This is a genomic window from Pseudomonas sp. PS01298 (assembly GCF_029959745.1).
GTDB classification, from domain to species: Bacteria; Pseudomonadota; Gammaproteobacteria; order Pseudomonadales; family Pseudomonadaceae; genus Aquipseudomonas; species Aquipseudomonas aylmerensis.
This window is the reverse complement of the sequence record NZ_JASCPP010000088.1, coordinates 14,278-28,794: the sequence shown is the minus strand read 5'-3', so window position 1 is coordinate 28,794 and position 14,517 is coordinate 14,278. Positions and strand designations below refer to the sequence as shown.

Annotated in this window: 13 protein-coding genes; all 13 read left to right on the top strand. The window is 59.7% G+C overall.

Translation table 11 applies throughout. From position 1 onward, the window contains the following. Positions 1-277: 277 nt before the first annotated feature. The 13 genes from QMX97_RS24200 to fliT all read left to right on the top strand — a co-directional run bounded on the left by QMX97_RS24200 (position 278) and on the right by fliT (position 14,441). Positions 278-1,018 carry a flagellar basal body rod protein FlgF gene (locus tag QMX97_RS24200; RefSeq protein ID WP_065909780.1) on the top strand — a complete coding sequence of 247 codons (741 nt, stop codon included), beginning with the start codon at positions 278-280 and terminating at the stop codon, positions 1,016-1,018. A 60-nt stretch (positions 1,019-1,078) separates the two neighbouring features. Beyond that, complete coding sequence (flgG, locus tag QMX97_RS24195; RefSeq protein ID WP_005790105.1) at positions 1,079-1,864, top strand: flagellar basal-body rod protein FlgG; 786 nt, start codon at positions 1,079-1,081, stop codon at positions 1,862-1,864. 53 nt (positions 1,865-1,917) lie between these two features. Then, positions 1,918-2,613, top strand: a complete 696-nt coding sequence (gene flgH, locus QMX97_RS24190) for a flagellar basal body L-ring protein FlgH (RefSeq protein ID WP_003214607.1) — start codon at positions 1,918-1,920, stop codon at positions 2,611-2,613. A gap of 27 nt (positions 2,614-2,640) precedes the next feature. Then, positions 2,641-3,729 carry a flagellar basal body P-ring protein FlgI gene (locus QMX97_RS24185; protein ID WP_033901075.1) on the top strand — a complete coding sequence of 363 codons (1,089 nt, stop codon included), beginning with the start codon at positions 2,641-2,643 and terminating at the stop codon, positions 3,727-3,729. Positions 3,730-3,733: 4 nt separating this feature from the next. Further along, a complete protein-coding gene (flgJ, locus tag QMX97_RS24180; RefSeq protein ID WP_065909782.1) occupies positions 3,734-4,999 on the top strand; it encodes a flagellar assembly peptidoglycan hydrolase FlgJ in 1,266 nt (421 codons plus the stop codon). Positions 5,000-5,009: 10 nt separating this feature from the next. Next, complete coding sequence (flgK, locus tag QMX97_RS24175; protein WP_065909784.1) at positions 5,010-7,064, top strand: flagellar hook-associated protein FlgK; 2,055 nt, start codon at positions 5,010-5,012, stop codon at positions 7,062-7,064. A gap of 14 nt (positions 7,065-7,078) precedes the next feature. Continuing rightward, positions 7,079-8,710 carry a flagellar hook-associated protein 3 gene (locus QMX97_RS24170; RefSeq protein WP_106803033.1) on the top strand — a complete coding sequence of 544 codons (1,632 nt, stop codon included), beginning with the start codon at positions 7,079-7,081 and terminating at the stop codon, positions 8,708-8,710. Between the two features lie 275 nt (positions 8,711-8,985). Further along, on the top strand, positions 8,986-9,915 hold the full coding sequence (locus tag QMX97_RS24165) for a ketoacyl-ACP synthase III (protein WP_065909788.1): 930 nt from the start codon (positions 8,986-8,988) through the stop codon (positions 9,913-9,915). A gap of 264 nt (positions 9,916-10,179) precedes the next feature. Continuing rightward, entirely contained in the window at positions 10,180-11,652 is a 1,473-nt protein-coding gene (locus QMX97_RS24160) for a flagellin (protein WP_282397746.1), read from the top strand. A 74-nt stretch (positions 11,653-11,726) separates the two neighbouring features. Further along, complete coding sequence (locus QMX97_RS24155) at positions 11,727-12,077, top strand: flagellar protein FlaG (protein ID WP_282397745.1); 351 nt, start codon at positions 11,727-11,729, stop codon at positions 12,075-12,077. A gap of 80 nt (positions 12,078-12,157) precedes the next feature. After that, positions 12,158-13,558 carry a flagellar filament capping protein FliD gene (fliD, locus tag QMX97_RS24150; RefSeq protein WP_282397744.1) on the top strand — a complete coding sequence of 467 codons (1,401 nt, stop codon included), beginning with the start codon at positions 12,158-12,160 and terminating at the stop codon, positions 13,556-13,558. Between the two features lie 140 nt (positions 13,559-13,698). Continuing rightward, a complete protein-coding gene (gene fliS, locus QMX97_RS24145; protein WP_065909795.1) occupies positions 13,699-14,103 on the top strand; it encodes a flagellar export chaperone FliS in 405 nt (134 codons plus the stop codon). 41 nt (positions 14,104-14,144) lie between these two features. Beyond that, a complete protein-coding gene (gene fliT / locus QMX97_RS24140) occupies positions 14,145-14,441 on the top strand; it encodes a flagellar protein FliT (protein WP_282397743.1) in 297 nt (98 codons plus the stop codon). Positions 14,442-14,517: the final 76 nt, after the last annotated feature.

Sequence of the window (14,517 nt, the reverse complement as noted above, 5' to 3'; positions counted from 1 at the left end):
GGCTTGCTCGCGAATGCGGTGGATCAGTCCCCTTATGTGCTGGCTGACACAGCGCCTTCGCGAGCAAGCCCGCTCCCTCATTTGATTGTGTCGTTGCCGTAAGCGGCATAAGTCCGCCGTTTTTTCGACTCTCACTCATCGCCCATTTCCCGTCACCCAGGCGCAAACCCTTGCCCTGCCTGGTCTTTCCCTCATTTTAAAAAGTTGGTTCGCAAATTGCTTAAGCCTCATCAGTACAGCGGTGGGCGGCAAGCGTCCGTCAGAAAGAGGAAAGAGCGTGGACAAGTACCTTTATGTGGCAATGACCGGCGCCAGCCAGAATGCTCTGGCGCAGAAGGCCCATGCCAACAACCTGGCGAACATTTCCACCAATGGTTTCCAACGCGACCTGGAACAGGCGCGTTCGATGCCGGTGTTCGGCGACAGCTTTCCGGCGCGCGCCTTTGCCATGACCGAGCGCCCAGCCACCGACTTCAGCCCCGGCGCGATGATCGAAACCGGTCGCGACCTTGATGTGGCCGTCAACGGCAACGGCTGGTTGGCCGTGCAGACCCCGGATGGCAGCGAAGCCTACGTGCGCAGCGCCAGCATGAACGTCGATGCATTGGGCGTGCTGCGGGCCGGCAACGGTATGCCGGTGATGGGCAATGGTGGTCCGATCGCCGTGCCGCCGCAGCAAAAAATCGAAGTGGGTTCCGACGGCACCATCAGCATCCGCGCCATGGGCGAAGGCCCGCGTGTGATGGCCGAAGTGGACCGCATCAAGCTGGTCCAGCCGGACCTCAAGAATATGAATAAAGGCCTGGACGGCACCATCCATACCAAGGATGGCCAGCCGGCCCAGGCCGACGCGAACGTGACCCTGACCTCGGGTTTCCTGCAGGCGAGCAACGTGAATGCGGTGGAAGAAATGACCGCAGTGCTGGCGCTTTCCAAGCAGTTCGAGCTGCACATCAAGATGATGAACAGCGCTAAAGAAGACGATCAGGCCATGACTCGCGTCATGCAGATGAGCTGATAACAGCCCTAACTAATTTGTGATGCGGCGCCAACAAACAGGCGCACGAAGGAGAACAGCATGCTTCCGGCTCTATGGGTTGCCAAAACAGGTCTGTCCGCCCAGGACACCAACCTGACCACCATTTCCAACAACTTGGCCAACGTGTCGACCACGGGTTTCAAACGTGACCGTGCCGAGTTCCAGGACTTGCTCTATCAGATCAAGAAACAGCCAGGCGCCCAGTCGACCCAGGACAGCGAACTGCCGTCGGGCCTGCAACTGGGTACTGGTGTGCAGATCGTCGGCACCCAGAAGAACTTCAGCGCCGGTAACCTGCAGCAGACCGGCCAACCGCTGGACATGGCCATCAACGGCCGTGGCTTCTTCCAGATCCTGCAGCCGGATGGCACTACTTCCTACACCCGTGACGGTACTTTCCACCTGGACTCCAACGGCCAGATCGTGACGGCCAACGGTTTTGCCCTGGAGCCGGCTGTGGTCGTCCCAGCGGATGCCAAGACCTTCACCGTCGGCAACGACGGCACCGTGTCGATCACCGTCGCCGGCAACCCGGCGTCGCAAGTGATCGGCAACCTGCAGACCGCCGACTTCATCAACCCGGCCGGCCTGCAGGCCATGGGGAACAACCTGTTCCTGGAAACCGCCTCCAGCGGCGCGCCGCAAATCGGCACCCCTGGCCTCAACGGTTTCGGCACCACGCTGCAAAGCACCCTGGAAACTTCCAACGTGAGCACGGTTGAGGAGATGGTCAACATGATCACCACCCAGCGCGCCTACGAGATGAACTCCAAGGTGATTTCCACCGCCGACCAGATGCTTTCGTTCGTAACGCAGAATCTGTAATCAAGTCTATGGGGCGCTCTTGAGGGCGCCTGCAACACCGTGAGGTAAGGGTCATGAATCGCTATGTTTCCGTTCTGGCATTGAGTGGGATTGCCGTGCTCGCGGGCTGTGTCGCCCCGACGCCAAAACCCAATGACCCGTACTACGCGCCGGTGTTGCCACGCACGCCGCTGCCGGCGGCGGCCAACAATGGCTCGATCTACCAGGCCGGTTTCGAACAGAACCTGTACAGCGACCGCAAGGCGTTCCGCGTGGGTGACATCATCACCATCACCCTGAACGAGAAGACCCAGGCCAGCAAGAATGCCAACTCGCAGATCGGCAAGACCAGCAAGACCAGCATTGGCCTGACTTCGCTGTTCGGCGGCGTGCCCAACACCAACAACCCGTTGGGCAGCGGTGACCTGAGCCTTGACGCCGGCTACAGCGGCGACCGTGCCACCAACGGCAAGAGCGCGGCAGGGCAGGGCAACAGCCTGACCGGCTCGATCACCGTGACCGTGGCTGACGTGTTGCCCAACGGCATCATCGCCGTACGGGGTGAAAAGTGGATGACCCTCAACACCGGCGATGAGCTGGTGCGCATCGCCGGCATGGTCCGCGCCGATGATATTTCCACCGACAACACCGTGCCGTCTACGCGGATTGCCGATGCGCGCATTACCTACTCGGGTACGGGTTCGTTTGCTGATGCGAGTCAGCCGGGCTGGTTCGACCGTTTCTTCCTTAGCCCGCTGTTCCCTTTCTAGGTGGCCACTTTGAAACTCAAACAGCTGATGGCGGCGGCACTCCTGCTGTCCCTGAGCGCCGTCGCCCAGGCCGAACGCCTGAAGGACATCGCCAGTATTTCCGGCGTGCGTTCCAACCAGTTGATCGGCTACGGCCTGGTGGTGGGGCTCAATGGCACGGGTGACCAGACCACCCAGACCCCGTTCACCTTGCAGACCTTCAACAACATGCTCTCGCAGTTCGGCATCAAGGTGCCGGCGGGCTCGGGCAACGTGCAGCTCAAGAACGTCGCTGCCGTATCGATCAGTGCCGACTTGCCGGCGTTTTCCAAGCCGGGCCAGGTCGTAGACATCACCGTGTCGTCCATCGGTAACTCGAAAAGCCTGCGTGGCGGTACCCTGTTGATGACGCCCCTGAAGGGTATCGACGGCAACGTCTACGCCATCGCCCAGGGCAACCTGGTGGTCGGCGGTTTTGATGCCGAAGGTCGCGACGGTTCGAAGATCACCGTCAACGTGCCGTCGGCCGGGCGTATTCCCGGGGGCGCCACGGTCGAGCGGACCGTGCCGAGTGGTTTCAACCAGGGCAACAGCCTGACCCTGAACCTCAATCGCTCCGACTTCACCACCGCCAAGCGCGTGGTCGACAAGATCAACGATATGCTCGGCCCTGGCGTGGCCCAGGCCATCGACGGCGGCTCGATCCGCGTCACCGCGCCGCTCGACCCAAGCCAGCGCGTCGACTACCTGTCGATCCTGGAAAACCTGGAAGTCGATCCGGGCCAGGCCGTGGCCAAGGTCATCATCAACTCGCGGACCGGCACCATTGTGATCGGCCAGAACGTCAAGGTCTCGCCAGCGGCAGTGACCCACGGCAGCCTGACCGTGACCATCACCGAAGACCCGATCGTCAGCCAGCCTGGCCCGTTGTCCAACGGCCAGACCGCAGTGGTACCGCGTTCGCGCGTCAATGCCCAGCAAGAAGCCAAGCCGATGTTCAAGTTCGGCCCTGGCACCACCCTGGATGAGATTGTCCGCGCGGTGAACCAGGTGGGCGCAGCCCCCGGCGACTTGATGGCGATCCTCGAAGCACTGAAACAGGCCGGCGCCTTGCAAGCCGACCTGATCGTGATCTGAGGCCATGGCCATGGATATGCGCAAGAGCGGGATCAGCAGCACGGCGGACTCGGGGTCCTACTCCGACCTGAACCGGCTTAACCAGCTCAAGGTCGGTGACGACAAGAACAGCGAAGGCAACATGCGCAAAGTGGCGCAGGAGTTCGAGTCGCTGTTCTTGAGCGAGATGCTCAAGTCGATGCGCTCGGCCACTGAAGCGCTGGGCAAGGACAACCCGCTGAACACCCCGGCGGCCAAGCAGTATCAGGAAATGTACGACCAGCAACTGGCGGTCTCGATGTCCCGCGAGGGCGGTGGTATCGGCCTGGCCGACGTGCTGATGCGCCAGATGCAGAAGAACAAGCCGGTGGACGCCCAGGCGGCCACCTTGCAGGGCCCGGCGGCAGCCGAGCCGGTGAAGAAAGCCGCAGTGCCGACCGAGATTGCCGCCGGCACCCAGGCCGAAGGTCCGCTGGGCCGTTCCAATGGCCAGCGCCCACTCTGGGCTTACCGCGTGGCGGTCCCCGAAGGCGCCAGCGCGCATGCCAACGATATGGAACTGATGAACCAGCGCCGTATCGCCTTGCCGAGCAAACTGACCGATCGCCTGCTGGCCGGCATCGTGCCGAGCACCGACGCAACCACCGTGGCCCAGGCCGCGCCGCTGCGTAACAGCGCGGCTGCCGACAACGTGATCAACAGCAGCGCACGCACCTTTGCCGTGCCCAGCGGGCGCATGCAGGTGTACGGCCGCGCCGTCGCCCAGCCACCGTTGGCGCCGGCGAAGAAGGCCTTCAGCTCGCAGGATGAATTTGTCGCGACCATGTTGCCGATGGCCAAGGCGGCCGCCGCGCGTATTGGCGTCGACCCCAAATACCTGGTGGCCCAGGCCGCCCTGGAAACCGGCTGGGGCAAGTCGGTGATGCGCGCCGAAGATGGCAGCAGCAGCCACAACCTGTTCGGCATCAAGGCCGGCCAGAGTTGGCAGGGCGGCCAGGCGCGCGCAATCACCAGCGAGTTTCGGGATGGGGCGATGGTCAAGGAGACGGCACAGTTCCGTTCCTACAATTCCTACCAGGACAGCTTCCATGACCTGGTGACATTGCTGCAAAGCAATGATCGCTATAAAGAAGTTGTGAAGTCGGCCGACAACCCGGAACAGTTTGTACGCGAGTTGCAAAAAGCCGGATACGCAACCGATCCGGACTACGCCAGCAAGATTTCGCAGATCGCCAAAACGATGAATAGCTACCAGAACTACGCTGCCGCTGGCGCAACCACACATTTATAAGGTCTGAACCATGAGTTTGCTCAGTATCGGGATGTCAGGGCTTAACGCCGCTCAAGGATCGTTGTCGGTCTTGAGTAATAACATTGCCAACGCCAATACCGCGGGCTATTCGCGTCAGCAGACCACCCAGAGCGCCAATGCGTCGAACCCGTACGGCGGCGTGTTCATCGGCAGCGGCACGACCCTGGCTGACGTGCGTCGGGTGTACAACGAGTACCTGGACACCGCCTACCAGAACAGCACCGCGCTCAATAGCGATGCCGCGGCGTACCTGGACCAGGTCAGTGCCGTCGACAAGACGCTGTCGGACAAGACCACCGGCATGTCGGCCGTGCTCAGTTCGTTCTTCGCTGCCGTGCAGACGGCGTCGGCCAACCCCAACGATACGTCGGCCCGCCAGATTCTGCTCACCAACGCCCAGACCTTGAGCAACCGGTTCAACTCGATCTCCAACCAGTTGGGCCAGCAGAAAGAAACCATCAACAGCCAGCTGACCTCGATGGCCGACCAGGTCAATCAGCTGACGTCGTCGATTGCTTCCCTGAACAAGCAGATCAACCAGGTCCAGGGTTCGTCGAACACCACGCCGGCCAACCTGCTGGATGCGCGTGCCGAGGCCGTGCGCTCGCTGAACGAGTTGATTGGCGTGACCGCCAGTGAGAAAAACGGCGTGTTCAGTGTCAGCACCGGCAGCGGTCAATCGCTGGTGCTGGGTGACCAGTCCAACACGATTTCTGCAGTACCGAGCAAAGGCGACACCAGCCAATACACGATCCAGCTCAACATGGCCGGGAACACCGCCGTCGACCTGGGCAACGTGATCAGCGGCGGCAGCATCGGCGGCCTGTTGCGCTATCGCAGCGACGTGCTGATGCCGGCGATCAACGACCTGGGTCGGATTGCCATCGTCACCGCCGACGCGATCAACAGCCAGTTGGGCCAGGGCGTGGACCTCAACGGTGAGTTCGGCGCCTCGATGTTCAAGGACATCAACAACGCGGCGTCCGTCGCCCTGCGCAGCCAGGCGGCACAAGGCAACACGGGTGACGCAAGCCTGGGCGTGACGATTGCGGACAGCAGCAAGCTGACCAACTTCGACTACAAGGTCTCGTTCAACGACGGTACCAACCTCAACAAGGTCACCGTGCTGCGTTCCGACGGCAAGGCCATGGGTACCTACGATCTGAGCGCCACGCCGCCGCCGGTAATCGACGGGGTCACCCTGACGATCAAGAACGGCGCGGCCGGGGTAAAAGAGGGTGACAGCTTCAAGGTCAGCCCGACCGCCAACGGCGCCAAGGAAATCGGCACCGTGCTGACCGACCCGAGCAAGATCGCGTTTGCCGCGCCGTTGCAGGGCGAGGCCGGCAAGAGCAACCAGGGCACCGGCACGTTCACGCCACCGACCCTGACGGTGCCCATCGACATCGAGGGCGGGGCTGACGCCGCGCAACTGCGCGTCGGCATCGCCAACTCGATGCCGGTGAAAATGGTATTCGGCGACAAAGCCGCCGATGGCACCCAGAGCTACACCCTGAGTAACGCCAAGGGTGAGCCTATCGGCACGGGCACTATCGTTCCGGGCCAAGCCAACAAGATCACTATCAACGTGCCGATGCGCGATGCCAGCGGTACTTTGCTCGATCCGGCCAAGAGCTTCAGCTTCGACACCACCGTGGCTGGCTCGCCGACCAGCGGGGACAGCACCTCGTTCTCGTTCAATGCCACCGGCAAGTCCGACAACCGCAACGCCCAGGCGCTGATCGGTCTGCAGACCAAGGCGACCGTCGGTGTTGGGGCGGATGGCAGTGGCGGGCTCAGCCTGGTGGGGGCCAACAGCAAGTTGGTGTCGACCGTCGGCGCCAAGGCCGCTGCGGCCACCACCGACACCACGGCTACCACCGCGCTGTTGACGGCCAACAAGAACGCGCGCAACTCGGTGTCCCAGGTCAACCTGGACGAAGAGGCGGGCGACATGATCAAGTTCCAGCAGTACTACACCGCGTCGTCGCAGATCATCAAGGCTGCGCAAGAAACCTTCAGTACGCTGATCAATAGTCTTTAAGGGAGCCTGGGACGATGCGCATTTCTACACAGCAGTACTTCGACACCAGTGCCACGCGCTATACGGATAACTACTCCAGCGTGGTCAAGGCGCAGCAGCAGGCGAGCTCCGGCGTGCGTGTGCAAACCGCCGCGGATGATCCCGTTGCCGCCCAGCGCCTGCTGATGCTGCAACAGCAGAAAGACATGCTGGCCCAGTTCAGCGGCAATATCACCAGCATTCAAAATACGCTGACCAACGAAGAAAGCGTCCTGACTGCGATCAGTAACACGATCCAGGCCGGTAGCCAGCTGGCACTGCGCGCCGGTGGCGTGACCAGTGACGCCGACCGCAAGTCGATTGCGGTCGAGGTGGGCGCGCTTGAGGATCAACTGCTGGGCTTGCTCAACAGCAAGGATTCGGCGGGCAACTACCTGTTCTCCGGCTCCAAGACCGATACACCGCCGTACTCGCGCAACAACGATGGCACTTATAGCTATCAGGGCGACGAAAACGAGCTGAGCCTGCAAGTCTCCGAGACGCTCAACGTGCGCACCGGCGACACCGGCAAGACCATCCTCGAAGGGGCGGTCAACACCAGTCGTACCCAGTCCAATTACCTCGCACCTGCGACTGCGCCTGTGCCGCCGGCGATTTCGCCGCCGCTGGTGGATGATCACAAGGTCGCGATTTCGGCGGGCCTGGTGGGCTCGGGCATCGACTACACCAAGCAGTTCGCCGATGGCCAGCCGTACAAGGTGACCTTTACCAGCAGCACCCAGTACGTGGTGACGGACAAGGACAACAACAACATTACCTCGCAGCTGCCAGGTAATGGCACGTTCGATTCCACCAAGGAAGGCAGTGCCAGCATCAACATCCGCGGGGTGAAGTTCGATATCACCGTTGACCTCACCGATACCGCCACCGGGCCTGACGCCGATGCGCTGGTCGCCGGGCGCGAATTCAGCCTGAGCGCCAAGCCGGACGCCTTCAACACCTCGCGGACCCCGAGCAACACCTCGTCGGCGCAATTGACCAATGGCCAGGTCAGCAGCGCGGCCGGCTACGCCAGCACCTTTCCGAACAGCGGCGTGTTGATCAAGTTCGATGACACCGACGCGACGGCTTATAAAGTCTATGCCCAGCCGTACACCGCCAACAGCAAGTCGATTGGCGAGGGCGTGATCAACGCGGGCACTCCGCCGGCTCCGAACACGATCACCGCAGCGGGGGTCACTTTCGAGGTGAGCGGCACGCCGAATGTGGGCGATCAGTTCTCGATCGGCAACAGCACCCAGAAAACCCAGAACGCCCTCGACACCCTGGGCCAACTGCGCCAGGCCCTGCAACAGCCGGCAGACGGTATCCCGGGCGCGCGGGTCAAGCTCCAGGACGCCTTGAACGCGGCGGTCGCCAACCTCACCAGTTCGTCCGACCAGGTCGACAACGTGCGCGGTTCCATTGGCGCCCGGCAGAACGCGCTGACGGTGCAGGCCAGCGAAAACACCAGCGTCGGCCTGGCCAATACCAGCACCATGAGTGCGCTGGCCAACGTCGACATGGGCGAGGCGGCGATCAACCTGACCTTGCAGCAAACCATGCTGGAAGCCTCGCAACTGGCGTTTGTGAAAGTCTCGCAGTTGAGCCTGTTCAACAAGATGTAAGCGCTGGCATGTCAAGCGGCCCAGCCTGGAAACAGGCTGGGCCGTTGTCGTTTCTGGGATTTAATTGTTTGAAGGTTTTGCATAAAGCACACAAAATTGAGTGACCTGTGAGTCATAAAGCGCATCTTCACTGTATCGTGTGAAAAGGATAAGTCGTCACAGGGTCCGTGCGGGGCGGCTTTCAGCGAGATTTTTATGGGGTTATCCCCTTTATTGTCAGCACCCCAGGCGTGGTCCGGGGGTGTTCTCCAGCTATTTAGTATTGGGAAGCCACAATGATTGGCATAAAAAGCATCGCCAGTTACGTGCCGGCAGACGGGATCGATAACTACGCCCAGGGTGCCAAATTCGCCAAGGATGAAGAGTTCATCATTGGCAAGATCGGTTCGGCCTTCCTGCCGCGCAAGGAAGCGGCGCAGGAAACCTCTGACCTGTGTGTCGAGGCGGTCAACGCTTTGTTTGCCAACAACCCGGATTTGAAGCGCGAGTCCATCGACGCGCTGATCGTCGTCACCCAGAACGGCGACGAAGAGGGCCTGCCCCACACTGCCGCCATCGTCCAGGACAAACTGGGCCTGCCGACTCACGTCGCCGCCTTTGATATCTCCCTGGGCTGCTCCGGCTATGTCTACGGCATCTACGCGATGAAGGGCTTCATGGAAGCCGCCGGCCTGAAAAACGGCCTGCTGATCACCGCCGACCCGTATTCGAAGATCGTCGACCCGGAAGACCGCAACACCACCATGCTGTTCGGTGATGCCGCCACCGCTACCTGGATGGGCGAAGACGCACCGTGGTTGCTCGGCAAGTCCAAGTTCGGCACCGACGGTTCCGGCGCGCCGCACCTGAAGGTCAGCGATGGCGTGTTCTTCATGAATGGTCGCCAGGTGTTCAACTTCGCCTTGCTCAAGGTGCCGGCGCATTTGCACGAGCTGCTCGATGAGTCGCAGCTCAAGGCCGATGACATCGATGCATTCTGTATTCACCAGGGCAGTGCGGCGATTGTCGACGCCGTGGCGCGTCGCTTCGAAGATGCGCCGGTGGACAAGTTCATCAAGGACATGGTCGAGACCGGCAATACCGTGTCGTCGAGCATTCCGCTGCTGTTGGAAAAGCACGTGATGGACGCCACCTGGAAGCGTGTGGCCATCAGTGGTTTTGGTGTGGGCCTGTCGTGGGGTTCGGCGATTCTCTATCGCCCGTGACGCTTTAATAGCGACAAACAAAAACGCCGATGATCGAAAGATCATCGGCGTTTTTTATTTGGCGCCAGAAAAGCCAATGTTTGCTGGGTTTTGTGCAGGCGTAAACCCTTGAATTGCAAGGGGTGGCACGGCGCCAGTAAAAAAAATCAAAAAAATCCTCAAGCAACCGGCTACCACGACGATAACTATTACGTAGGTTCTCAGGCCACACCCGGCGGTTGCCAGGGCCGGAAGCCGCAGTATCCATCCAACGAGGATTTCGTCATGGCTTTAACAGTAAACACCAACATTGCTTCGATCACTACTCAGGGCAACCTGAACAAAGCTGGCGGCGCCCTGGCCACTTCCATGCAGCGCCTGTCTTCCGGCCTGCGTATCAACAGCGCTAAAGACGACGCTGCCGGCCTGCAGATCGCTAACCGCCTGACCAGCCAAATCAACGGCCTGGGCCAAGCTGTAAAAAACGTGAACGACGGTATCTCCATCGCTCAGACCGCTGAAGGCGCGATGCAGGCTTCGACCGACATCCTGCAGAAAATGCGTACCCTGGCTCTGTCCTCCGCTACTGGCTCCCTCAGCGCTGACGACCGTAAGTCGAACAACGACGAATACCAGGCTCTGACTTCGGAACTGACCCGTATCTCGCAAACCACTACTTTCGGTGGCCAGAAGCTGCTGGACGGTTCGTACGGTACCAAAGCTATCCAGGTTGGCGCCAACGCTAACGAAACCATCAACCTGAGCCTGGAAAACGTTGCAGCCAACAATATTGGTTCGCAGCAGATCAAGAGCGTCGCGATCACTCCGACTACCGCAGGTATCGGCAGCGCTGCTGGCACTATCACCGTGACCGGTAACGGCCAGGTGAGCGATGCGATCGCCGTACCGGTCGGAGCGTCGGCACAATCTATCGCAAGCAAGTTGAACGGTGCCATTGGTGGTTTGACTGCCACAGCAAGCACTGAAGTCCAAATCGAAGTTAACGCTGCCGCGTTTACCGGTGCCACACCTGCTGCTGGTGCGACCTTTGACCTGACTGTTGGTGGTCAGAAAGTCACCATGACTGGTGTCACCAGCCAGGCTGGTTTGGCTGATCAGCTGAAATCCAACGCCGCTAAGCTGGGCATCAGCGTCAACTTCGACGAATCCAAGAAAACGCTTTCGATCAAGTCAGATACCGGTGAGAACGTCGTATTCGGTGCTGTCACAGGCAACGCCGCCGGTGCAGCCGCTGTTACAATCAAATCCAAAGATGGTTCTGGCGGTTTCCCTACCGGTGCAGGCACCGCTTTGCTTGAAACCGACGTGATGATCGCCACTGGCCAGGTATCGCTGGACTCCTCCAAGGGTTACTCCTTGTCGGGCGCCGGTGTTGGCGGTCTGTTCGGCGCAGCTGCGGCCACCACCGCTGCTTCCGCCAAAACCACCATCGCTAACACTGACGTGACCAGCGCTGACATGGCTCAAAACGCTCTGTCGGTAATCGACAAAGCCATCGGCACCATCGACAGCGTTCGTTCGGGCCTGGGTGCTACCCAGAACCGTCTGACTACCACTGCAGACAACCTGCAGAACATTCAGAAGAACTCCACCGCTGCACGTTCCACCGTTCAGGACGTCGACTTCGCTTCCGAAACCGCCGAACTGACCAAGCAACAAACCCTGCAGTCGGCTTCCACCGCGATCCTGTCGCAGGCTAACCAGCTGCCATCCGCTGTACTGAAACTGCTTCAGTAATCCCAGCGCTTGGTAACTAACGGAAGGGCGCGTCTACGTGCCCTTCCGTTTTTTCGGTTTAGAGGAGATTGGACATGGACATGAGTGTAAAGCTGAACCAGTCTTATCCGCCGGTTGCACCTCAGAGCGCGCCTGTTCAGGCGGCATCCGACAAAAGCACCACCCAAGTCCAGGAAGCCCCCGCCATCGGCAAACAGCCTGAGCGTGCGGACCTGGAAAAAGCGGTAACCGATATTCGCGAATTCGTACAAGCTGCCCAGCGCAGCCTGGATTTTTCCATTGATGACACGACTCACCGTGTGGTGGTCAAGGTCATCAATACCGACAATGGTGAAGTGATTCGCCAGATTCCGTCGGAAACGGCATTGAAACTGGCACAGAGCCTCTCCAGCGCAAGCCACGTGTTGTTTGACGACAAGGCTTGAGCTGGCATGAAACTTGTTGCTGAGTTGTCTTGAGGCGTAATAAGTCAAGATAACGGCAGCCACCGAACAGGAGATAGATGATGGCGGGTTCAACGGTAAGTGGTATCGGTTCGAACATCGATACGCAAGCGATCGTGACATCCTTGGTCAACGCCGAAAAGGTGCCCAAGCAGACGCAGATCAATACCGCGTCCCAGAAGGCGACCACCACGCTGTCTTCGATCGGCAAGATTCAGGCGGCGCTGGATGCGTTTCGTGGTGCGCTGGACTCAATGACCAAGGACAGCAGTTTTACCGGCTTGATCGGTTCCTCCTCGGATGAAAAAGTCGCCACCATGACCGCCAGTAATACTGCGTCCAATGGTAGCTTCCGACTGATCGTGGATCAGTTGGCTCAGGCGTCCAAGTTGTCGAGCAAAAACTTCACGGGTGGCACCTCGACAGTGGTGAATGCCACTGACAAGCCGACGACTCTGACCATCACGCAGTCCGGCAAGGACTACGACGTCAACATTCCTGTCGGCGCGACCTTGCAGCAGGTGCGTGACTCGATCAACACCCAGTTCGGCACCTCGGGCTTGAGTGCGAACATCCAGACCGACTCCAACGGCTCGCGGTTGATCCTGACCTCGACCACCATGGGTACAGGCTCTGACCTGAAGCTGTCGGGCAATTCGGGGCTGGATGTCGGCTCGACAGTGGTTGATGAGCCCAAGGATGCGCTGTACAGCATCGACGGTGTTTCTTCGGTTTCCAAAACCAACAGCATTGAAGGTGCCTTGAGTGGTGTGAACATCAAGCTGGTGTCTGTGTCGACAGTCAAGACTGGCGACACCAGTAATCCACCGGTAAAGAACGCCACGCTCATCACCGTCAGCACCAACAACGCTGCGCTCAAATCCGGCGTGAAGGGATTTCTTGACTCCTACAACGCTTTGATCACTGCGATGAACACCGAAACCAAGGTCACCACCAACCTGGACGGTAGTACCACGGGAGCGACACTGACGGGCGACTCCACCATGCGCTCGCTCCAGGCGGCCATCCGTAATGAGTTCAACGCGCTGTCGGGCACTGGTCAGTTCAAGTCCCTGGCTCAGTTCGGTGTGGTCACCAACTCGAGCACTGGTCTGCTGACGATCGACGACAAAAAGTGGGATGCAGCGGTAAAAACCAACGCCGCCGATATCAACAGCATGTTCACCGGCCCAAGCGGCATGCTGGCGCGCATGAAAAGCGCCACCGACGACTACGCCAAGTCCACCACTGGCATCCTGGCAACGCGTTCCACCTCGTTGTCCGACACGCTCAAGGACCTGACCAAGCAGCAGTCCTCCCTGGACGAGCGCATGGACCTGCTGACCAAGAGCCTCTCGGACAAGTACAACGCCATGGACACCCTGGTTGCCCAGTTGCGCCAGCAAAGCACCAGTGTGATGACCACGCTCAATGCGCTGAACAACCCAAAGACCAATAGTTGATCTCTGCGAATAAAAAAAGGCCAGGCAACCTGCCTGGCCTTTTTTTATCGAGAGACGACTGGTGCTAAAGCTTTTTGCGAACCCGTCGACATATTGGTTACTGAAACCCTTTTCGCTGTCGCCTGTCACGAGGTAGAAACATGAATCCCATGAGAGCCCTTCGCCAATACCAGAAGGTCAATTCCCATGCTCAGATCTCCGAAGCCAGCCCTCATCGCCTGGTGCAGATGCTGATGGAAGGCGGGCTGGACCGCATGGCCCAGGCCAAAGGTGCGCTGGCGCGTGGTGACATCGCACAGAAGGGCCTGATGCTCGGCAAGGCTATCGATATCGTGATCGGGCTGCGTGACGGCCTGGATGCAGAAAAAAGTGATAACCCGGCTTACGTCCAGCAGTTGGAAAGTCTGTATGCGTACATGACCAACCGCCTGATGGAGGCGAACCTGCATAACGACGCCGACATGATCGACGAAGTGGCGCGTTTGTTGATTACCGTGAAAGAAGGCTGGGATGCCATCGCCGCGCCACAGGCTGTAACCGAGTAAGGCGCAGCAGAGAAGGGCCTGAGGGCCTTGAGGACTATGTGATGAGCCAAGCACTGCAACGCATTGATGAAACCCGTGAGGCGCTGATGGGCGCGCTGGCGGACCGTAACTGGGACGCGATTGGCGAGCTCGACATGGGGTGTCGCGACGTGATCGAGCAGGTGCTCAGTGAGGCGCCGGTCGACGAGAATGCGTTGCGTGAGAAGCTTGAGAGCCTGCTCGCGGTTTACCAGCAATTGCTTGAGGTGACGACGGGCGAGCGGCAGGCGATTTTCGAAGAGATGTCGCAGATCAACCAAGCGAAAAATGCGTCAAAGGTTTACCATCTGTTCGGCTGAATGAGCTCAGTTAATCCGAACGGCGCGTCATATATTTGACTGTGCCAGCATTTTTGACTTAACTAGTGCTGTTTTC

Coding starts and splice junctions, on each gene's coding strand:
- flgG (WP_005790105.1), top strand. CDS start 1,079: ATGCTTCCGGCTCTATGGGTTGCCAAAACAGGTCTGTCCGCCCAGGAC.
- flgH (WP_003214607.1), top strand. CDS start 1,918: ATGAATCGCTATGTTTCCGTTCTGGCATTGAGTGGGATTGCCGTGCTC.
- QMX97_RS24185 (WP_033901075.1), top strand. CDS start 2,641: ATGGCGGCGGCACTCCTGCTGTCCCTGAGCGCCGTCGCCCAGGCCGAA.
- flgJ (WP_065909782.1), top strand. CDS start 3,734: ATGGCCATGGATATGCGCAAGAGCGGGATCAGCAGCACGGCGGACTCG.
- flgK (WP_065909784.1), top strand. CDS start 5,010: ATGAGTTTGCTCAGTATCGGGATGTCAGGGCTTAACGCCGCTCAAGGA.
- QMX97_RS24170 (WP_106803033.1), top strand. CDS start 7,079: ATGCGCATTTCTACACAGCAGTACTTCGACACCAGTGCCACGCGCTAT.
- QMX97_RS24165 (WP_065909788.1), top strand. CDS start 8,986: ATGATTGGCATAAAAAGCATCGCCAGTTACGTGCCGGCAGACGGGATC.
- QMX97_RS24160 (WP_282397746.1), top strand. CDS start 10,180: ATGGCTTTAACAGTAAACACCAACATTGCTTCGATCACTACTCAGGGC.
- QMX97_RS24155 (WP_282397745.1), top strand. CDS start 11,727: ATGGACATGAGTGTAAAGCTGAACCAGTCTTATCCGCCGGTTGCACCT.
- fliD (WP_282397744.1), top strand. CDS start 12,158: ATGGCGGGTTCAACGGTAAGTGGTATCGGTTCGAACATCGATACGCAA.
- fliS (WP_065909795.1), top strand. CDS start 13,699: ATGAATCCCATGAGAGCCCTTCGCCAATACCAGAAGGTCAATTCCCAT.
- fliT (WP_282397743.1), top strand. CDS start 14,145: ATGAGCCAAGCACTGCAACGCATTGATGAAACCCGTGAGGCGCTGATG.